This window comes from Bacillus sp. FSL K6-0972 (assembly GCF_037976035.1).
GTDB classification, from domain to species: Bacteria; Bacillota; Bacilli; order Bacillales; family Bacillaceae; genus Bacillus; species Bacillus haynesii.
The window spans coordinates 2,527,649-2,551,484 of record NZ_CP150260.1 but is presented as its reverse complement, the minus strand read 5'-3'; the positions used below and the strand labels follow the sequence as shown (position 1 = coordinate 2,551,484).

Annotated in this window: 2 protein-coding genes; both read left to right on the top strand. The window is 44.8% G+C overall.

Features of this window, described 5'->3' with window-relative positions; translation table 11 throughout:
* Positions 1-92 precede the first annotated feature (92 nt).
* Positions 93-15,857 carry a bacitracin non-ribosomal peptide synthetase BacA gene (gene bacA / locus MKX80_RS12695; RefSeq protein WP_339226903.1) on the top strand — a complete coding sequence of 5,255 codons (15,765 nt, stop codon included), beginning with the start codon at positions 93-95 and terminating at the stop codon, positions 15,855-15,857.
* A 116-nt stretch (positions 15,858-15,973) separates the two neighbouring features.
* Positions 15,974-23,791 carry a bacitracin non-ribosomal peptide synthetase BacB gene (gene bacB / locus MKX80_RS12690; protein ID WP_339226901.1) on the top strand — a complete coding sequence of 2,606 codons (7,818 nt, stop codon included), beginning with the start codon at positions 15,974-15,976 and terminating at the stop codon, positions 23,789-23,791.
* Positions 23,792-23,836 lie beyond the last annotated feature (45 nt).

The window sequence follows — 23,836 nt, the reverse complement described above, 5'->3', positions numbered from 1 at the left end:
TTCACAAGACGGAGGTTCAATAAAAAATCGGTAAAAGAGCAACTACAGACCAATATTACGGTGAATATTTTATCAAAAAGGAGAATTTTTATATGGTTGCTAAACATTCATTAAAAAATGGGGTATTTCACAAAATGACAGAGAATGAAAAAGAACTAATCCTACATTTTAACAACACAAAAACCGATTATCCAAAAAACAAGACGCTTCATGAGCTCTTTGAGGAACAGGCCATGAAGACGCCTGACCATACGGCTCTTGTGTTCGGTGTTCAGCGCATGACCTACAGAGAGCTGAATGAAAAAGCAAACCAAACCGCGAGACTTCTCAGGGAAAAAGGTATCGGCAGAGGCTCGATTGCGGCGATCATCGCGGACCGCTCCTTCGAAATGATCATCGGCATCATCGGTATTTTAAAAGCGGGAGGTGCGTATCTGCCGATCGACCCTGAAACGCCCAAAGATAGAATTGCCTTCATGCTCAGCGACACGAAAGCCGCGGTGCTGCTTACGCAAGGAAAAGCGGCAGACGGAATCGATTGTGAGGCTGACATGATACATCTGGACAAAGGGGCATCAGACAGATTCAGTAAAGAACCGCTCAACCCAGTCAATGATTCCGGCGATACCGCCTATATCATCTACACATCAGGTTCCACGGGAACGCCAAAAGGTGTCGTCACCCCGCACTACAGTGTCATAAGGGTCGTTCAAAATACCAATTATATCGATATCACAGAAGACGACGTGATCCTCCAGCTGTCCAATTATTCGTTTGACGGATCGGTGTTCGACATCTTCGGCGCTTTATTAAACGGAGCGTCGCTGGTCATGATTGAGAAGGAAGTGTTATTGAACATCAATAGACTTGGAAGCGCTATCAATGAGGAGAAGGTCAGTGTGATGTTCATTACGACGGCACTGTTCAACATGATTGCCGACATTCATGTTGACTGTTTGTCGAATTTGCGAAAAATCCTTTTCGGCGGGGAAAGAGCGTCGATTCCGCATGTGAGAAAAGTGCTGGATCATGTCGGCCGGGATAAATTGATTCATGTTTACGGCCCGACGGAAAGCACGGTGTATGCGACGTATTATTTCATCAACGAGATAGACGATGAAGCGGAAACGATTCCGATCGGCAGCCCGCTGGCGAATACGTCGGTCTTGATCATGGACGAAGCCGGCAAGCTCCTTCCGATCGGGGTTCCTGGAGAGCTGTGCATCGCAGGCGATGGGTTAAGCAAAGGGTATTTAAACCGCGAGGAGCTGACAGCTGAAAAGTTCATCCCGCATCCGTTTGTGGCTGGGGAAAGGCTGTACAAAACGGGCGATTTGGCGAAATGGCTGCCAGACGGCAACATCGAATTCATCGGCCGGATCGACCACCAGGTGAAAATCCGCGGCTTCAGGATCGAACTCGGCGAAATCGAAAGCCGGCTGGAGATGCATGAAGACATCAATGAGACGATCGTCATCGTCAGGGAAGACGAAGAGAACCGCCCGTACATTTGCGCCTATATGACGGCCAAACGCGAAATTCCTGTTGAAGAACTAAGAGGATTTTTGGAAAAAAAGCTTCCGGATTACATGATCCCTGCATATTTTGTCAAATTGGACAAGCTGCCGCTCACCAAAAACGGGAAAGTGGACAGAAAAGCCCTGCCTGAACCGGATAGAAGGATGGGGGCGGAAAGTGAGTATGAAGCGCCGCGAAATGAAACGGAAGAAAAGCTCGCAGCTGTTTGGCAGGATGTTTTGCACGTTGAAAAAGCGGGCATTCATGATCATTTTGCACAAATGGGCGGCCATTCATTGCATGCGATGGAGCTCATCGCAAAAATAAAGGAAAAAATGAATGTTGAAATTCCGCTGCATCAGCTATTTAAGCTTGCAACAATAAAGGAATTGAGCACTTTTATCGAAGCTAATCAACAAGAAGACAAGGAAGACGGCCTAGTGACAAGGGCTGCCGATCCGGAAAATATCCATGAAACATTTCCGCTTACAGGCATTCAGCTGGCTTATTTGGTTGGACGGGATGAGACGTTCGAAATCGGCGGAGTCGCTACGAATTTAACTGTCGAATTTGAAGCTGATGTTGATTTGAATCGATTTCAGCTGACGCTGCAAAAACTGATTGACAGGCATCCGATTCTCCGCACGATCGTATTTGAAAACGGAACGCAAAAAATTCTCGAAGCAACACAACGTTATACGATCGAAACTGAGGATTTAAGAGGTTTCACAGAAAAAGAAATCAACGCCAGAATATTAGAACAGCGGGAGAAGATGACATCAAAGATCATTGATCCAAGTGTATGGCCTCTGTTTGAACTCAAAACGTTTATGTTGCCTGGAGAGAAAAAATATTTTTTCCTCAATGTGGACCCGCTCATTTGCGATGACAGCAGTATGAAACGATTAATCAGAGAGTTTAAACAACTATATGAAAACCCCGGCCTCAAACTGCCTTCACTAGAATACAGCTTCAGAGATTATGTTTTGGCCTCGATCGATTTTAAGCAAACAAGCAGATATCAAAAAGACCAAAAATATTGGCTGGATAAACTGGATCATTTTCCAAGTGCGCCTGAGCTGCCTCTTAAATCTGATCCAGTCCATGTAGCGAAACCTTCGTTCAAGAAGTTTTCAACGTTTTTGGATGGGCATACATGGAATGAATTAAAAAAGAAAGCCCGGCATCATAATCTCACACCGACCGCCGTCCTTTGTGCTGCATATGCCTATATATTAGCTTATTGGAGCCGGCAAAATCATTTTGCTATCAATTTAACCGTATTTAACAGAATCCCGTTTCATCCGGATGTCAAGAACATGATCGGAGATTTTACCTCTTTAATGCTGCTGGACATCCATGCGGAAGAAAAAATGAACTCTTTCTGGAGATTTGCTTTAAATGTTCAGGATACGCTTTTGGAAGCACTGGAACACAGACATTATGACGGGGTTGATGTGATCAGAAACATCGCCAAAAAGAATGGCATGAATAAAAAAGCGGTCATGCCGATCGTATTCACAAGCGTGCTGAGCGAAAATCCTGACGACTCATTTGATAGTCTTGTCGATTTTGACAACATTCATTTCTTTAGCACGAGAACGTCACAAGTATACATCGACAACCAAGTTTATGAAATCAACGGCGGCCTTTATATTACATGGGACTATGTGGAGCAAATTTTTGAACATGACGTAATTGAATCGATGTTTGACCAGTATATCGCTGTCATCCAGCAAGTCGTATCCGGCGAGGACGTTTCAACCATCCAAATGAATGAAAAAAGCCGCCAGATGATCAGCGCATATAATGACACAGATCAATCTTTCGATACCGAGCCCTTGCATGAATTGTTTACCGGCCAGGTTAAACATGGACCTGACAGAATTGCTCTCAAGCATCATGATGAGGTGATGACCTATCAGGAGCTTGACGAAAAATCCAACCAGGTCGCAAGATTTCTCATCGGGAAAGGGGTTGAAAGGGGCGACTATATCGGTGTCATCGGCAAAAGAAGTCTGGGAACGATTGTCAATTTATTGGCTGTATTGAAGACTGGAGCAGCTTATATCCCTCTCGATCCGGATTATCCGGAAGAAAGAAAGGCGTATATCCAATCAAAAAGCAACTGCAAATTCTTCATCAGCTATGACGTGTATGACAAAGCACATATCGAGCGCTTCTCAAAAGCGCCGGTTGACCGAAAAGTCGATTTGGATGACATGGCATATGTCATCTTTACGTCAGGAAGCACAGGCAAGCCAAAAGGCGTTCAGATTACGCATGGTGCCGCAGCGAATACCATTCTCGATATCAATGAAAAATTCAACGTCACAGAACAAGATAACATAATGGGCATTTCCTCATTGTGCTTTGATTTATCTGTGTATGACGTGTTTGGCGCTTTAAGCAGCGGGGCATCACTTGTCATCATTGACGACCAAAGGGATGTATTCAGCCTGAAAGAGACAGTCGAAAAAGAACGGATTACAATTTGGAATTCGGTTCCGGCGATTATGGGAATGACGGCTGATGTATACCTGGACAATGAGCTCAATCATCATCTCAGACTCATCCTCCTAAGCGGAGACTGGATACCGCTTCAGTTACCTGCAACCATAAAGAAGACGTTTAAAAACGCTGAAGTGATTAGTTTGGGAGGCGCAACAGAAGGATCCATCTGGTCGATCTACTATCCGATTCAAAAAGTAGAGGAAGATTGGAAAAGCATCCCTTATGGAAAACCGCTGGCCAATCAAAAAATATACGTACTGAACCAGAATAAACAATTATGTCCCGTTGGTGTCGAAGGAGAGCTGTACATAGGCGGAGCGGGGGTAGCAAGCGGGTATATTCATGATCAAGAAAAAACGGATCATTCATTTATCCAGCATCAGGAATTAGGCTACATCTATAAAACAGGTGACTATGGCGTCTTGAAAGAGGACGGTTATGTAGAGTTTCTCGGAAGAAAAGACAGCCAGGTGAAGATCAGAGGCTACAGAGTGGAAATGGGGGAAATTGAAAATACTCTCTTAAGCCATCATGAGATCACGAAGGCATCGGTTATTGATTATACAAGTCCGGACGGAATCAAAAACTTATACGCTTTTGTTGTAGCAGAGAACGCGATCAGCCAATTAGATGTAAAGGAATTTTTGCAAAAAACGCTGCCTGACTATATGATTCCTGCGAAGTTCGTGCAAATTGACGAAATCCCGTTAACTGTAAACGGAAAAGTCGATAAGCGCACGCTCCATGACTTGGCTGAACAGCAAACCGCAGATGAAGGTCAACGAGGCGGATCGATGCTGCCGGAGAATGAAACACAAGCCATGCTTCTGGAAATTTGGAAAGATATATTTGGCCTAGACAGTGTCAATCTCGATGTCAGCTATTATGAAATCGGCGGAGATTCACTCAAAGCGATATCCATCATCACGGAAATCAACAAACGAATGAATGTTGAGATGCCGATCAGCGAAATCTTTAAAAATGATACAATCATCGCTTTGGACCACTATTTGAAAAACAGAGAAGAAAGCGATATGGAACATCCGATTCAAAAGGCTCGCGAAAAAGAGTATTATCGGACATCCCCTGCCCAACAAAGAATGTATATGCTGTCGATGCTGGAAAATGAAAGGGGAGCTTACCATATTCCGATGGCCCTTCTTGTCGAAGGCCGGATAAACGTCATACAGCTGGAAAACGCATTGAAGACATTTTTGCAAAGACATGAAATTTTGCGAACCGGGTTTGAAATCCAAAACAATGAACTCATCCAAAAAATTTATGAGAATGTCGAATTCCGCCTGGAATACGAGTGCTTAGACGCTTCGATTACAGATCAGCATGCTTTAATGGAGATCACAAGCAGGTACTGTAAAGAATCCATCAAGCCTTTTGATTTAAGCCGGCCGCCTCTTATGAGGGCCAAGCTGATCAAAATCGACGATATAAGGCATATACTGGTCATGAATTTCCACCACATCATCAGTGACGGGGTTTCTCAAGGCATCCTGATGAATGAAATATTGGAACTTTACAGCAATGAGCCATTGCCGGAAGTAAGTGTGCAATATAAAGATTATGTGGAATGGAATCATACATTTAATCAATCAGACGCGATGAAAAAGCAGGAAGCCTATTGGCTTGACGTTTATCGCGATATACCGTCAAAGCTGGACTTTCCTTATGACTATAAACGTCATCATATCGACACGTTTGAAGGAAGCAGCGTGTTTTTGGAAATGGGACAGGAGCTGTCAGATCATATAAGGAAGCTGGCGAAACATACCGGAACAACCCTTTACACGGTGATGCTGAGTGCATATTATGTGCTTTTAAATAAATATACAAATCAAACAGATATCGTTGTCGGAACCGCTGCTGCGGGAAGGCTGCATCCCGATCTGCAAGATGTATTCGGCGTTTTTGTGAATACACTCGCTTTGCGGAACGAGGTTGATACTTCCAACAGCTTTAAAGAATTTTTGCAGCAGACGAAAGAGCGTACGATAGCGGCCTTTGACAATTCCGAGTATCCGTTTGATGATTTGATCCGCAAACTCAATGGTGTACGCGAGTCTAACCGCAATCCTTTGTTCGACACGATGTTTGTTCTGGAAGATGCCAGGATGTTTACCAAACAGAAAGGCGATGTCAAGCTGAGTCCGATCATCTTTGAACTGGACAATGCAAAATTTGACATGATCTTTAATGTGTTGGATTTTGAACAAAAGATCGTATTGAACATTGAATATTCGACAAGCCTTTTCAAGGAAGAGACGATTCAAAAGATAGCGGAAGATTATTTCAGGATTTTAGAGGAAGTTTCAGAAAATCGTGATGTTGCTTTATATCAAATCGACATGATATCACGTCAAGAAAAACGGACACTTTTAGAGTCCTTTAACCATACAAAGACAGCATATCCAAAAGGAAAAGCAATCCACCAGCTGTTTGAGGAGCAGGCAAAGCGAATACCAGATCACACTGCGGTTGTTTTTGAAGATCAAAAACTGACGTACCGACAGTTGAATGAAAAAGCAAATCAAGTGGCAAGGCTTTTGAGAGAAAAAGGTGTCAAGCCGGATACGCTCGTCGGGATCATGATGGAGCGTTCGTCCGATATGATCACAGCGATTCTCGGTGTACTGAAAGCAGGCGGCGCCTATTTGCCGATTGATCCCGAGTATCCTCTGGAGCGGATGAGATACATGGCTTTTGACAGTCAAGTCAAAGTCATCATCTCTGATGTTCCGCTTGGCAAGGGGCTTACGGCGGAATCGATCGAGTTGATTCATATGGCTGATGAGAGGATTGCCGAGCAGGATCGGTCAGACATTGACAATGTCAATCAAAGCGGCGACCTTGCATATGTCATCTATACGTCGGGTTCAACAGGGAAGCCAAAAGGCGTGATGATTGAACATCAATCATTGATCAACTTGTGCCGCTGGCATCAATCCTGTTTTGAAGTCGGACAAAACGACAACAGCTCGATTTATGCGAGCATCAGCTTCGACGCTTTTGTCTGGGAGCTGTTCCCTTATATAACAGCGGGAGCCACAGTCCATGTCCTCAATCAGGAGACAAGGCTGGATGTTGAAAAGCTGAACCGGTATTTTCATGACCATCATATTACGATCAGTTTCTTACCGACACCAGTCTGTGAGCAGTTTACAGCACTTGACAATCATTCGTTAAGAACGCTGTTAACGGGTGGAGATAAATTAAACGTTTTTAAAGAAAAAAGCTATCAAATTGTAAACAATTACGGACCGACTGAGAATACAGTCGTTGCTACAAGCTTTCCAATAGACAAATCGTATCAAAATATTCCGATCGGAAAACCGATCGATAACGTCAAAGTGTATATATTGAACAAAGACCTTCAGCTTTGTCCGCTCGGAGCCAGCGGCGAGCTCTGCATCGCCGGAGAAGGGCTGGCCCGCGGGTATGTAAACAGACCGGAATTGACTCGGGAAAAATTCATTGAAAATCCGTTTGTACCTGGGGAAAGAATGTACCGCACAGGTGATCTTGCCAAAATGCTGCCAGATGGAAACATTCAGTTTTTGGGACGGGTTGACCAGCAGGTTAAGATTCGCGGTTATCGGATTGAACCCGGCGAGATCGAGAACCAGCTGCTTAAATATGAAAAGATTGAAGAAGCGGCGGTCATCGCAAGAGAAGACGGAGATCATGACCCGTATCTTTGCGCATATGTAAAGGCTAAAAAGGAAGTCGAACCGGAGAAGATCAGAGCGTTTTTAAAGAAAAGCCTTCCGGATTATATGATTCCTCAGCACTTTGTCCAGCTTGACCGGCTGCCGCTTACCGTGAATGGAAAAGTGGATAAGAAAAGCCTTCCGGTTCCGGAACGGAGCGCCGCAATGGATCGCCGCTATGAAGCGCCGCGGGATCAGATGGAAGAAAAACTTGTTTCCATATGGGAAGAGGCTTTAGGAATCAATAAAATCGGGATCAACAGTAATTTCTTTGAAGTCGGCGGGCATTCGCTTAAAGCCGCCGCTTTGGTATCAACTATTCATAAAGAACTGAATGTCAAGCTGCCTTTAAGGAAAATATTTGAAACCCCGACGATTAAAGGGCTGAGGGAATATATCGGTGCGGCGAAGGAAAGTGCTTTTACATCGATAGGAAAAACGGAAGAAAAACCATATTACCGGTTGTCTTCAGCGCAAAAAAGGCTCTATATCCTTTGTCAAGCCAGCAGTCATGTTGCATATAACATGCCTTTTGCTATGACGATCGAAGGCGATTTTGATATCCGCCGATTTGAGAATACATTAAAAAACATGGTCAAAAGACATGAATCATTTCGAACTTCATTTGTCATGATCGACGGTGAGGTGATGCAACAGATTGAAAAAGAGATCGATTTTCAAGTCGCATACAGTGACATCGGCAAAGAAAGCGCCGAAGAAAAAATCAAAAGCTTCATCAGGCCGTTTCATTTGGAAAAAGCACCGCTTTTAAGGGCGGAGGTCGTAAAAGTGAATGAACGTGAGCACTTGCTGATGTTCGATATGCACCATATCATTTCCGATGGCGTGTCCACCGACATCTTCGTTCAAGAGCTGGGAGCGCTGTATGAAGGGAAATCGCTGGAGCCATTCCATATTCAATATAAAGATTACGCAGAATGGGAAAAAAGCCATGCTCGCCGCGATGAGCTGAAAAGACAGGAAGAATACTGGCTGAAGACGTATAAAGGCGATATCCCGGTCCTTGATCTCCCGACAGATCATAAAAGGCCGCTGACAAAAAGCTCTGAAGGTGACACCGTCACTGCAGCAATTGAAAGTGAAACATTCCGCAAGCTTCAGCATATGGCGAAAGAAAACGGTGTTACGATGTACATGCTTCTGTTGGCCGGTTATACAGCACTGCTTTCCAAATATACAGGTCAGGAAGATATCATCGTCGGGACACCGGCTGCAGGTAGAAATCATGAGGATATTCAACATCTCATCGGCATGTTTGTCAATACCTTGGCGATCAGAAACCATCCGGAAGGGAAAAAGACTTTCAGACATTATTTGCAAGAGGTAAAAGAAAACACGCTTCAGGCTTATGAAAACCAGGATTATCCGTTTGAAGAGCTTGTAGAAAAAGTAAACATCAAACGGGACATGGCCCGAAACCCGCTCTTTGATACGATGCTCGTGTACCATAACACAGAAGTGAAGCCGTTTGCAGCAGAAGGGCTGAGAAGCAGGCTGGTGGAGATTAAGCGCGGCATTTCCAAGTTTGACATCACAGTGACTGCGAGTGAAGCGGCAGCCGGATTAAGATTGGAAGTTGAATATTCGACGACGCTGTTCAACAAGGAAAGAATGGAAAGACTATCTGAACACCTGATCAGCCTGTTGGAACAAGCGGCGGATCATCCGGACGTTGCCATCAATCAGATAGATGTCCTGACAAAGGATGAAAGACATCGGGTTCTGTATGATTTTAACCGAACAGACGGTATGTTCTGCAAAGAGAAGACGATACCTGAGCTTTTTGAAGAACAGGTGGAAAAAATGCCTGATCATCCGGCGGTTGTCTTCGGGGATGAAACGATTTCTTACAGGGAGCTGAATGAAAAAGCGAACAGCTTGGCTTTCACCTTGCGGCAAAAAGGAGTAGGCCCTGATGTGGTAGCAGGGATTCTCACAGAACGATCAATCGAAATGATCGTCGGGATTATGGGTATTTTGAAAGCTGGCGGAGCCTATCTGCCAATCGATCCGGCGTATCCGCAGGAAAGAATAAGCTACATGTTAAAAGACAGCAATGTCAGCGTATTATGCGCGGCAGGCGATGTGGATCCGGGTGAAGCATATGCCGGAGACATCATCCGGATTGATCAAACCGGACAACATGACCACGTGGAAAACCTTAAGCATGACATCAAGCCGCAGCATTTGGCATATGTCATCTATACATCAGGATCCACTGGAAAACCGAAAGGCGTCATGATCGAGCATCATAGTGTGAACAATCTTGTTCATGGATTATATGAAAGAATTTATCAGCACCTCGATGCTCATTTAAATGTAGCACTGGTTGCGCCTTATATATTTGATGCCTCTGTCAAACAAATATTTGCAGCGCTTCTTTTCGGGCATACCCTTTGCATCGTCCCGCGCGAGACAGCTTGGGATGCCATGAGTTTAATTGAGTATTATTCGAAAAACAACATCAATGTATCGGACATGACGCCTGCTCATTTAAACATACTGGCTTATGTAGACAAAACGGAACTCGAATTCGATCTGAAGGAATTGATTGTCGGCGGAGATGCATTAACACCTGATGTCATCAACAGCCTATTTCATAAATTCCCGAATCTGTCATGCAATATCACCAATGTATACGGCCCAACAGAGTGCTGTGTGGATGCTGCTTCATATCAAATCGAATGGGAAAAAGTGCCGCAAACACCGTCCATTCCGATCGGCAGACCGCTTCTCAATACAAGCATCTATATTGTGGACAAAGAACTCCGCCCTCAGCCGATTGGCATTGCCGGAGAACTATGCATAGCAGGTGAAGGGGTTGCCAGGGGTTATGTAAACAGACCTGAGCTTACGGCGGAAAAGTTTGTCGATCATCCATTTGAGCCGGGTAAAAAAATGTACAAAACCGGAGATTTGGCGATGTGGCTTCCGGATGGACAGATTGAGTTTTTAGGACGCGCCGATCATCAAGTGAAAATCCGCGGCTATCGGATAGAGCTTGGCGAAGTGGAACAGCAGCTCTTGACACATGAGAAGATTAAAGAAGCGGCGGTGATCGCAGGAAAGGATCAAAACGGCAGCAGCTATTTATGCGCCTATTTCGCGTCTGATCAGGAATTGCCTGCAGCTGATGTACGACAATTTCTGGAAAGGGAAATGCCTGATTATATGATTCCGTCCTATTTTGTTAAGCTTGACCGGCTCCCGCGCACCTCAAGCGGTAAAGTTGACAGAAACGCACTGCCTGAGGCGGACGGCAGTTTAATAGAAGGAACTCGGTACGATCCGCCCCGAAATGAAATCGAACGAAAACTCGTGCAAGTCTGGAGAGAGATTCTCGGTATCGAGGACATCGGGATCAGTCACCATTTCTTTGCGGCAGGGGGAGACTCGATCAAGGCGCTCCAGATCATATCCAGGCTGGCAAAGATGAACCTGAAACTTGAGATGAAGGCGTTGTTCGCCAATCCGAAAATAAAAGATCTCAGCCGATTGATCACAGAAGAAACGCGACATCGCAAACATAACAAACCCGTTACAGGTGAGACGGAACTGCTTCCTATCCAAAAGAGATATTTTGCGAACAACAAAGAGGAGCTTAACCACTTCAACCAGTCATTTATGCTCTTTAGAAAAGACGGCTATGACGAAAACATCGTCAGAACAGCCTTCAATAAAATACTGGAGCAGCATGACGCGTTAAGGATGATCTATGAAGAAAAAGACGGAGATATCATTCAATACAACAGAGGCTATCGTGAAAACTTGTTCGACTTGGATGTTTATGATGTAAGAGGCCTTGACTGTCAAGCGGAAAAGGTGTTTGAGCTGGCGACAGGCATTCAAAAAAAATCATCGATTAGAAAAGGAAAACTCGTTCATCTCGGCATCTTCCGGGCTGATGAGGGCGATCACCTGCTCATTGCGATCCATCATCTTGTCGTTGACGGTGTATCGTGGAGAATTTTGTTCGAGGATTTTGAAACATTGTACCTTCAGGCATTGAAAGACGAACCTCTCGACATCGGATACAAAACGGATTCATACCAAGAGTTCGCCCGTCAATTGAAGAAGTATGCCCAAAGCCGCAGGCTGTTAAAGGAAAGGGAGTATTGGCAAAAGGCCCTGGAAGCGGATGTTCCATTCATTCCTGCTGAAAAGCTTGAACGAGACACGTTTGAACACAGCACGACTTTGAGCATCAGAATCGGCCCAGACGTAACAGCGAACCTTTTGCGAAACGCAAACAAAGCCTACAACACGGAAATCAACGATATTTTGCTGACGGCATTAATCGCCGCAGTCAGGGATATCACCGGAGAAAACAAATTGAAGGTCATGATGGAAGGGCACGGCAGGGAGGACATCTTAGACGGTGTTGACATTACGAGAACGATCGGCTGGTTTACGACGGTTTATCCGGTCTTTATCGATTTGGGAGAAGAAAAAGAAATATCGCAAAATATCAAAATGGTCAAAGAAACGTTGAGAAAAATACCGAATAAAGGGATCGGCTACGGCGTTTTAAAATACATGACAGAAGAGCTTCAGAAAATACAAACACAGGCTCCGCTTTCTTTTAACTATTTTGGAGAAATGAACAATGACATGAATAGAAAAGTATTTTCCCAGTCGCCATTTTCACCGGGAGAAAGCATCGGCGGAAAAATCGTAAGGCACTGCGCCATCGAAATGAATGCGATCTCTTTAAATGGCGAATTGACGATCTATACAACGTTTAACCAGGACCAATACCAAACAAGCGCAATCGAACAACTCAATCAATCATTCAAAGAAAACCTGGAAAAGATCGTCAATCATTGCGTCGGTAAAGACGGATCGGACATGACGCCTTCCGATTATGGCGATGTCTCGCTTGGTCTTGAGGAGCTGGAGCGTATTCAAAATAAGTACAGTGCTTTTCAAATCGAAAAGATCTATCCGCTGGCCAACATGCAAAAAGGAATGCTATTTCATGACGCTATGGATCAGACATCAGGTGCATATTTCCAGCAAATTGTCATCGATTTAAAAGGACGTGTCCATCCGGACCTTTTAGAAAAGAGCTTTCACGAGATCGTGAAGAGGCATGAAATCTTAAGGGCGTCTTTTGAATATGAAATCACAGCCGAACCGAGACAAATCATAGCTAGAGACCGGAAAACGCCTTTCACATCAATAGATCTGACAGGCGAAAATCGGACCCGGCAGCATAGGTTCATAGAAACATATTTAAAAGAAGATCAAGAAAAGGGCTTTGATCTGAGCAGTGAAGCCCTCATGAGGGTTTGTTTGATCAGAATGAATGATGAATCGTATCGGCTGATTTGGAGTCATCACCACATACTGCTGGACGGCTGGTGTCTGGGTATTGTTTTGAGCGAGCTGTTCAGCATATATGGAAAAATAATAAAAGGAGAATCCCGTCGATTAAAAGAGCCGAAGCCATATGGAGACTATATCAAATGGCTGGAAAAACAGGATAAAGAGGAAGCGGCGGCATACTGGAAGGATTATCTAAAAGGGTATGAGACGCGGTCTGAACTCCCGGCGTTCAATCGCAGCGCAACGTCAGAAGAATATTGCGGCAAAGAAAAAGTCATATCGTTTTCAAAAGAACTGACAACGAAAATCACCCGGATCGCCAAGGAGCATCATGTCACCATCAATACGGTTCTTCAAGGAATTTGGGGCATAATTCTGGCCAAATACAACAATACCGATGAAGTCGTATTCGGAACCGTCGTCTCGGGACGGGAGGCTCCTGTTGAGGGCATCGAAGAGATGGTCGGCTTGTTTATTCATACAATACCGACCCGGGTCAGCTTTGGAGGCGCGAGAAGCTTTAAAGAGGTGTTAAAGAAAACACAAGCCGAGTCTATCGAAAGCAATCGATACAGCTATATGAATTTATCGGAAATTCAGGAACTGAGTGAATTGAAAAGAGAGCTGATCACCCATGTCATGGCATTTCAAAATTATGCATTTGATGAAGAGCTGTTCAGAAGCCAATCCGGGGAAACCGGTTTTGAACTGGGAGGTGTTCATGGAAAAGAACGAACCAACTATGATTTTAATCTGACCGGCGTTTTAGAAGATGAGCAGCTGAAGCTCAAATTAACGTTTAATGAAAATGTGTATGACAACACCATCATCGAAACACTAGAACAGCATATCATTACCGTCGCAGAACAAGTGGCGGAAGATGAGACACAAACATTACGAGACATCAATCTTGTATCTGAAGAAGAAAAACAAAGGATTTTACACACATTCAACGATACAAAAACGAGTTACCCGAAAGACAAGCCGCTTCATGAGCTCTTTGAAGAACAGGCCATGAAGACGCCTGACCATACGGCTCTTGTGTTCGGTGCTCAGCGCATGACCTACAGAGAGCTGAATGAGAAAGCAAACCAAGCCGCGAGACTTCTCAGAGAAAAAGGTATCGGCAGAGGCTCGATTGCCGCGATCATCGCGGACCGCTCCTTCGAAATGATCATCGGCATCATCGGTATTTTAAAAGCGGGAGGTGCGTATTTGCCGATCGATCCTGAAACACCTAAGGACAGAATCGATTTTATGTTGAAAAATAGCGGTGCGGCATTGTTAGTAACAACAGATTCGCTTCTTAAAGCTTTTGATATGAAGACCGTTGATTTGTGTTCGGACGAGTTGCACTTACTAAGCGGAGAGAATCTTCCACGTGTGAATCGCTCAAACGATACAGCGTACATCGTCTACACGTCCGGCTCAACCGGAACGCCAAAAGGAGTGGTCATCCCGCACTACAGTGCGGCAAGAGTCGTTAAAAATACCAATTATATCGACATCACAGGAAACGATGTCATCCTCCAGCTGTCCAATTATTCGTTTGACGGATCGGTGTTCGACATCTTCGGCGCTTTATTAAACGGAGCCTCACTCGTCCTGATCGAAAAAGAGACGGTCTTGAATACACATGAGCTGGCCGGAGTGATAAAAAAAGAACAAGTTAGCGTGATGTTCATTACAACGGCGCTGTTCAATACGCTCGCCGACATCAATATCGGCTGTCTTGCCAAGCTGCGGAAAATCCTCTTCGGCGGGGAAAGAGCGTCGATTCCGCATGTGAGAAAAGTGCTGGATCATGTCGGCCGTGATAAATTGATTCATGTTTACGGCCCGACGGAAAGCACGGTGTATGCGACATATTACTTCATCAACGAGATAGACGATGAAGCGGAAACGATTCCGATCGGCAGCCCGCTGGCGAATACGTCGGTTTTGATCATGGACGAAGCCGGCAAGCTCCTTCCGATCGGGGTTCCTGGAGAGCTGTGCATCGCAGGAGACGGGTTAAGCAAAGGATATTTAAACCGCGAGGAGCTGACAGCTGAAAAATTCATCCCGCACCCGTTTGTGGCTGGGGAAAGGCTGTACAAGACGGGCGATTTGGCGAAATGGCTGCCAGACGGCAACATCGAATTCATCGGCAGAATCGACCACCAGGTGAAAATCCGCGGCTTCAGGATCGAACTCGGCGAAATCGAAAGCCGGTTGGAGATGCATGAAGACATCAATGAGACGATCGTCATCGTCAGGGAAGACGAAGAGAACCGCCCGTACATTTGCGCCTATATCACGGCAAATCGCGAGATTTCCCTTGATGAGCTGAAAGGATTTTTAGGTGAAAAGCTTCCGGAATACATGATTCCCGCCTATTTCGTGAAAATGGACAAGCTGCCGCTTACCAAAAACGGGAAAGTGGACAGAAAAGCTTTGCCTGAGCCGGACAGAAGCGCAGGAACTGAAGCGGAGTACGAAGCGCCAAGAAACTATGTCGAACAGCGCATCATTTCCATCTTGGAGGACGTACTTGGAACAGAGCGGATGAGTATTTCCTGCCATTTCTTCGACAAGGGGGGGAATTCGCTAAAAGCGATGCAAGCTGTCCATTCCATTAATAAAACGTTTGGCATTGATATGAGGATCAGCACGTTCTTTAAACATCCGACTGCCAAATCATTAGCACGTTTTATATTAACTGCTGAAGCCGAATCGGCCGTTAGTGAGGAGTACGCGGAAGAGGAAGTGTGATGGAATTGCACTGTACAATCTATCATTTGAAATGATAGATTGTACAGCTGCCCCATTTTCCGCAAAAAAACGATTCTGATATTGGCCGCAAGTCTGACGAATGGAGTGAGATTAGGATGAGCATAATGGACTTCATAAATGATTTGAAAAAGAAAAATATCACCTTATACCATAACAAGGGAAAAATCAAAATCATAGGTCCTCAAGAATTATTGACAGCTAACTTAAAACAGCAAATCAAGCGGCATAAAGAAGACATCATCGCTGCGCTGGAAGCGGGCGAAACGGACATTGAGCGAAGCCTTCCGAAAGCGGCGCCGTCTAAAAGCGGAACCTATCCTTTGTCAAGGGAACAAAAAAGGATGTTCATTTTAAATCAGCTTGATGACAGCAAAACGGCCTATAACATGCCGCTGGCGGTAAAAATAAACGGTGAAGTTCAAATCAGCCGACTTGAACAGGCGTGGAAAGAGCTCATCAAAAGGCATGAATCGTTAAGAACTTCTTTTGTCATGCTCGATGGCGAACCGGTGCAGAAAATCGAACAGGAAGCCGAGTTCCGACTTGAATACAGCGAGTTGGGGGATCAAAGCATTCAGGAAAAAATCAGCCGTTTCATCAAACCTTTTCAATTAGAAAAAGCCCCGCTTTTAAGAGCGGAAATCGTAAAAGTGGATGAAGCTGAGCATATGATGATGGTTGATATGCATCATATCATTTCAGACGGCGTCTCTATCGGAATATTAATGAAGGAATTCGCCGACTGCTGTGAAGGCAAAGAATTGTCTCCGGTGGCGGTTCAGTATAAAGATTATTCAGAGTGGCAGAGAGACATCGAGCGGCAGGGCCGGTTGAAGAAGCAGGAAGCTTATTGGCTCAATACCTTCCGGGGAGACATTCCGGTTTTGAATATGCCGCTTGATTTTCCAAGGCCGAAAATCCGAAGCTTTCAAGGAAACAGAACGGTTGTTGAATTGGATCAGGACACCACAAAAAAACTGAAGACGATAGCCGCAAAAAACGGCGTTACGATGTACATGCTTCTTTTGGCAGGCTACACCATTCTGCTGTCAAAATACACCGGACAAGAGGATATCATTGTCGGCTCGCCGATTGCCGGAAGACCGCATGCCGATTTAAACGGGACAATCGGGATGTTTGTTGGCACCCTTGCACTGAGAAACCGGCCAAAGGGGAACATGACATTTAGCGAATATGTCCAAACGGTCAAAAACAATACGTTGAACGCCTATGAAAATCAAGATTATCAATTTGATGCATTGATCGAACATCTGGGCTTGACACAGGACATGAGCAGAAATCCGCTGTTTGACACGATGTTTGATCTGCAGCATGCGGATGATTTCGCGTCTGAAGCCGGCGGAGGGCATTTTGAAACGTATGATATTCCATTTCATGTCGCGAAATTCGATGTGAGCCTGACGGCATTTTTGCATGGAGACAACCTGACATTTGATTTCCAATATTGCACTGATCTGTATAAAAAAGAAACGATTGAAAGAATGGCCGGACACTTTTTGAATGTTTTAAAAGACGCTGCTCATCACCCTGAACTGGTGTTAAGCGAGATCAGGATGATGTCGGAAGATGAGAAAGACATCATCTTACATACATTCAATCATGAGAAGACAGATGGTCCGAAAAACAAGACAGTCAGCCGGCTATTTGAAGAGCGGGCTGAAAAAACACCCGATCACACCGCTGTTATATTCGAAGATCAGCAATTGACATATAGAGAGCTGAACGAAAAAGCCAACCAATTGGCCTGGCTTTTAAGAGAGAAGGGCGTAAAGCCGGATACAATCGTGGCGATCATGACAGACCGTTCACTCGAGATGATCATCGGGATTATCGGAATTTTAAAAGCCGGTGGAGCCTATCTGCCAATTGATCCTGATTATCCGGAGGACAGAGTCAAATATATGTTGGAAGACAGCGGAGCTGATATAGTCGTCATCCAGGAGCCCTTTAAATCGAAAATAGACGGGCGTCAACTGATCACCACCGAAGACACCCGATCTTTCAGCAAAGAAAACCTCTCAAATGTCAACAAGTCTTCTGATTTGGCATATGTGATTTATACTTCGGGTTCTTCAGGCAGGCCGAAAGGTGTCATGACGACTCACCGCAATGTCGTTCATTATGTTGATGCTTTTACGAAAAGGATCCCTTTGAGCGAAGATGATACAGTTTTGCAAGTCGTATCCTTTTCATTTGATGCATTTTCTGAAGAAGTCTACCCTATTTTAGCTTGCTCGGGGCGCTTGGTGATCAGCAGAAAAGTAAGCGAGCTGAACATTGATGAACTCGTGAAAACGATCGGGAAGCATCGTGTCACACTTGTCAGCTGCTCCCCGCTCTTATTAAATGAAATCGATAAAAATCAGCACTTAACCTTTCATCCGCAGATGAAATTTATCAGTGGAGGTGACGTATTAAAATTTGAATACGTCGAAAATATCATCAAAGGCGCCGACGTTTACAATTCCTACGGCCCAACGGAAGCGACAGTTTGCGCTACCTATTATCAACTAAGCAGCGCAGACCGAAAAAAAACGAGCATTCCCATCGGCAAACCTTTAAGCAATTATAAAGTATACATTGCAGATCAATACGGCCGGCCGCAGCCGGTTGGAATACCGGGGGAACTGCTGATCGGCGGCGAAGGGGTCGCAAGGGGATACTTGAATCAGGAAACATTGACAAAAGCGGCATTTGTGCTGGATGAATCAGGCGAGAGAGTATATCGTACAGGCGATTTAGCAAGATGGCTGCCAGACGGAAACATCGAGTTTTTAGGCAGAATCGATAACCAAGTCAAAATCCGCGGCTATCGGATCGAACTGGAAGAAATCGAACACCGGTTGTTGATGAACGACGATATCAATGAAGCCATCGTGGTGGCGAAGGAAGATCAGGAAAACAGCAAATATCTATGCGCCTACATCGCATTCAATAACAAAAACGAAGATATTGAGCAGGTTCAAGAACGTTTGGCGAAGGACCTTCCGGAGTATATGATTCCGTCCTGCTTTATCAAGCTTGATCAAATTCCCCGCACGATCAATGGAAAGGCTGATCTTAAGGCATTGCCGGAGCCGGATCGAAAAGCATTTGCCCAAGCCCGCTACGAAGCCCCGCGCAATCAAACGGAAGCCTTACTTCTATCGATCTGGCAGGATATCTTGCTAGCGGAAAAGATCGGGATTAACGACCATTTCTTTGACATCGGCGGACACTCGTTAAAAGCTTTTTCAATGGCCGCGAAAATTCAATCGGCATTAAAAGTCGAAGTGACGCTAAAGGAAATCTTCAGTCATCCGACGATAAAAGATATCGCAGCTTATATCGAACAAAAACAAAAACAAGTTCAATCCGACATTCAAAAAGCGGAAAATAAAGAATACTACCCGCTTTCTTCCGCTCAAAAAAGGCTGTACATCCTCAATCAGATCGAAGAAGGCCAAACCGCCTACAACATGCCTTTCGCGATGAAAATAAGAGGTGAGCTCCAAGCGGAAAAGGCCGAGAAGGCCTTCAGAATGCTAATCAAAAGACATGAGAGCTTAAGAACATCCTTTGTGACCATCAATGGCGAACCCGTTCAGGACATAAACGAGGAGGTCACATTTGAAATGAAATACCGCGGGCTTGACAATTGCAGCCTGCGGGAACAGATGAATCAATTTATCAGACCGTTTGACCTGGAAAAAGCTCCTCTTCTGAGAGTGGAGCTGGTGAGGGTGAACGCAGCCGAACACATTCTCCTACTTGATATGCACCATATCATTTCCGATGGCGTGTCAATCGGGATCTTGATGAAAGAATGGGCGGCTTTATATGAAGAAAAGGAACTTGCACCGTTAAAGATCCAGTATAAAGATTATTCCGAGTGGCAAAGAGAGTCCTGTCAAAAAGACCGGTTGAAAAAACAGGAAGAATACTGGCTATCCGTTTTTCAAGACGACATCCCTGTTCTGAACATGCCGACAGATTTTCCAAGGCCGCAAATGCAAAGCTATGAAGGAGATCGAATCGCATTTGCAATCGAAAGAGAGCTGACGGATAAGCTGAAAAGAACAGCGAAAGAAAACGGAGTCACGATGTATATGCTGCTGTTGGCCGGGTATACGATACTGCTTTCGAAATACACCGGACAGGAAGATATCATTGTCGGTTCGCCGATTGCCGGGCGAACCCGGGAGGAGTTGGAACATACGGTCGGGATGTTCGTCAACACCCTTGCGTTGAGAAACCATCCAAAAGGCGGCAGGTCATTCATTGAGTATTTGCAAGATGTAAAAGAAAATACGTTTAATGCCTATGAAAATCAAGATTATCCTTTCGATGAACTCGTAGACAAATTAGATTTGGAACGGGACATCAGCAGAAATGCCTTATTCGACACAATGTTTGATATGCAGGCGCTGGATGATGCAGAGCCTGATATAGCGGGATTGCATGTTGAACCCGTCGATTTGGAGTTTCAGATTTCAAAATTCGATTTGTCGCTGGCAGCAGCAGAGTCCGCAGGTGTCATTACGTTTCACCTGGAATTCTGCACAAGGCTGTTTAAAAAAGAAACCGCCGAAACGCTGGCGCAGCATTTCGTGAATATTCTAACAGATATTTCCGATCACCCGCAGAAGACATTAAACGAAATCAGCATGCTTTCAGAAGAACAAAGAAATACAGTGCTGTATCAATTTAATGATACGAGGGCCGAACACCCGACAGGGATTTTTTCTGAGTTGTTTGAACAACAGGCTGAGAAATCACCGAATCATCCTGCGGCGGTCTTCAAAGATCATATGTTGACATACCGCGAATTAAATGAAAAAGCGAATCAATTGGCCAGAACATTGCGGAAAAAAGGGGTTCAGCGGGAGTCAGTAGTTGGAATCATGGCGGAGCGTTCGTTGGAAATGGTGACAGGCATATTGGCGGTTCTAAAGGCCGGCGGAGCGTACATGCCGATCGATCCGGGGCTTCCGAAAGAGCGCATCCAATATCTCATCATGGATAGCGGAGCTGATCTATTGCTGACCCAGCATCATCTTATTGGCAGCATCAGCTTTGCCGGCGAAATCATCCAAATCGATGAGGCCGATGCTTACGACACGGATGGAAGCAATCTGGAGCATCTTAATACCCCCGGTGATTTGGCATACGTCATCTATACCTCGGGTACGACGGGAAACCCAAAAGGCGTGATGGTCGAGCACCGCAATATTATTCATGCCCACTATACTTGGAGAAAGCACTATGAATTAGCATCATTTTCAGTCAACCTGCTCCAGCTTGCCAGCATGTCGTTTGATGTATTCGCGGGAGATTTATGCCGCAGTCTTCTCAACGGCGGAACAATGTATATAGTCCCGGATGATGTCAAACTGGAAATGAATCTACTGTATGACATGATCAACAAATATGGCATTCATATGTTCGAATCGACGCCAAGTCTGATCATTCCTTTGATGAAATATATCGATCATCACAAGCTTGATCTTTCAAGCATGAAGCTGTTAATCATGGGTTCTGACACTTGTACGATCAAAGATTATAAGTGGCTCGTTGAACGGTTCGGACAAAGGATGAGAATCATCAACAGCTATGGCGTCACAGAAGCTTCTGTCGATTCCGGCTATTATGAGGAAGCTTTGGATCAGATTCCAGAGATTGCGAATACGCCGATAGGAAAGCCGCTGGACAACACAGCATTTTATATATTGGATCCCTCATTAAACCCGCAGCCGGTCGGCGTTTATGGTGAGTTGTACATCGGCGGTGAAGGGATCGCAAGGGGATACTTAAACAAACCGGAACTCACGAAGGAAAGGTTTGTTCCAAATCGTTTTGCCGCCGGGGGGAACATGTATAAAACGGGAGACTTGGCAAGATGGCTGCCTGATGGAAATGTCGAATTCCTCGGGAGAATCGATCACCAAGTCAAGATTCGCGGTTTCAGAATAGAAACCGGCGAAATTGAAACGAAGCTTTTGGAAAATCAAAACATCAGCGAAGCTGTCGTTATGGACCGGGAAGACAAGAAAGGACATAAGTACCTGTGCGCCTATATTGTCGCCCGAGCGAAAACAAACGCAAATGAACTGAGGGAATATTTGTCCGATCACTTACCGGACTATATGCTCCCTTCCTATTTTATTCAAATCAACAAGATGCCTCTCACACCAAACGGAAAGATCGATCGAAAAGCGCTTCCTGAACCTGCCGGAGACACCATAGCGGCAAGCGGATATGAAGCGCCGCGTAATGAAACGGAAGAAAAGCTGGCCGCTGTTTGGCAGGAAGTGCTGGACAGGGACAAAATCGGAATCAACGATAATTTTTTTGAAATCGGGGGAGATTCGATTAAGGCTCTGCAAATCGTTTCAAAATTATCAAGAGCCGATCTCAAGCTTCAGGTTAAAGATCTGTTTACCAATCCGTCCATCAGACACCTCAGTAAATATGTCAAAAAAGAGACGAAAGCACGCACTAGCGAAATCGTTCAAGGACACACGCCGCTGACTCCTGTCCAAAGATCGTTTTTTGCAGCCAACCAAAAGGAGCGTAACCATTATAATCAAGCGTTTATGCTGTACCGGAAAGACGGGTTTGCTGAAAAGATCGTCGAAAAGGTTTTCCGTAAACTCACAGAACACCATGATGCATTACGGATGGTCTATCAGGAGAAGAACGGTGAAATCATTCAGCATAACCGCGGCTTGGAAGACAGCGTCTTCGATCTGTATGTCTATGATTTGAAAACGGAAAAAAATCTCGAGGAAACCGTTTATCAGATAGCGACGAATATTCAAAAAGACATATCCATCAGCGAGGGCAAAATGATCAAGCTCTGCGTGTTCAAAACAACAGAGGGAGACCATCTGCTGATTGCGATCCATCACCTTGTGGTAGACGGCGTGTCCTGGAGAATATTGTTCGAGGATTTTGAAGCAGCATACGGTCAAGCCCTGCAAGGCAAACCGATAGAGCTCGGTTATAAAACGGATTCGTACAAGACGTTTTCCGAAAAGCTGGCTGAGTACGCAAGCAGCAAAAAGCTCCTGAAAGAACAAGAATATTGGCGGGAGATATCCAAAGGAAAGATGGCATTCCTCCCTAAACATCGTCAAGCGGCACATGATAACTATGAAAATAGCAGAACACTCAGAATATCCCTCAGCCAAATGGAGACGGAACAGCTCCTGAAAGAGGCGCATAAAGCATACAATACGCAGATCAATGATCTCCTTTTAACGGCTTTGTTGATTGCCTCAAGACAGCTGACAGGGGAAAACAGGCTGAAAATTCTCATGGAAGGCCATGGAAGAGATGATATTCTGCAAGATGTGGATATCACGAGAACGGTCGGCTGGTTCACCGCAATGTATCCGGTATTCATCGACTTAGAAGATGAAACAGACTTGTCTATGATGATTAAGATCGTGAAAGAAACATTGCGGAAAATACCGAATAACGGAATCGGATACGGCATCCTCAAGTATTTGAGAAAAGACGAAGTGCTTTTAAAGGATGAAAAGCCTCCGATCTTATTCAATTATCTTGGTGAGCTCGATCATGATCTGACGACTGAACAATTTTCATCGTCAAAGCTTTCGGCAGGTCAAAGCATCGGAGAAAAAAGTGCAAGGGATGCTTCTGTTGAAATCGATTCAGTCGTTGCCGGCCGGCAATTGATGATCAGTACGACATTTAACGAATACGAGTATTCTCCAGATACGATCAGCGAATTGAATCAAGCATTCAAAGAAAGTTTGCAAATGGTCATCAGCCATTGCACGGGCAAAAATGAAACCGAAAAAACGTCCTCTGACTACGGTTATGACAAACTCTCATTGGAAGATCTTGAAGAATTATTAAACGAATATGAATCTGTTGACAGCTAGACATCATGAAAAAAGCTAAAGAAGCCCCCTTGAAATGGTTAACCT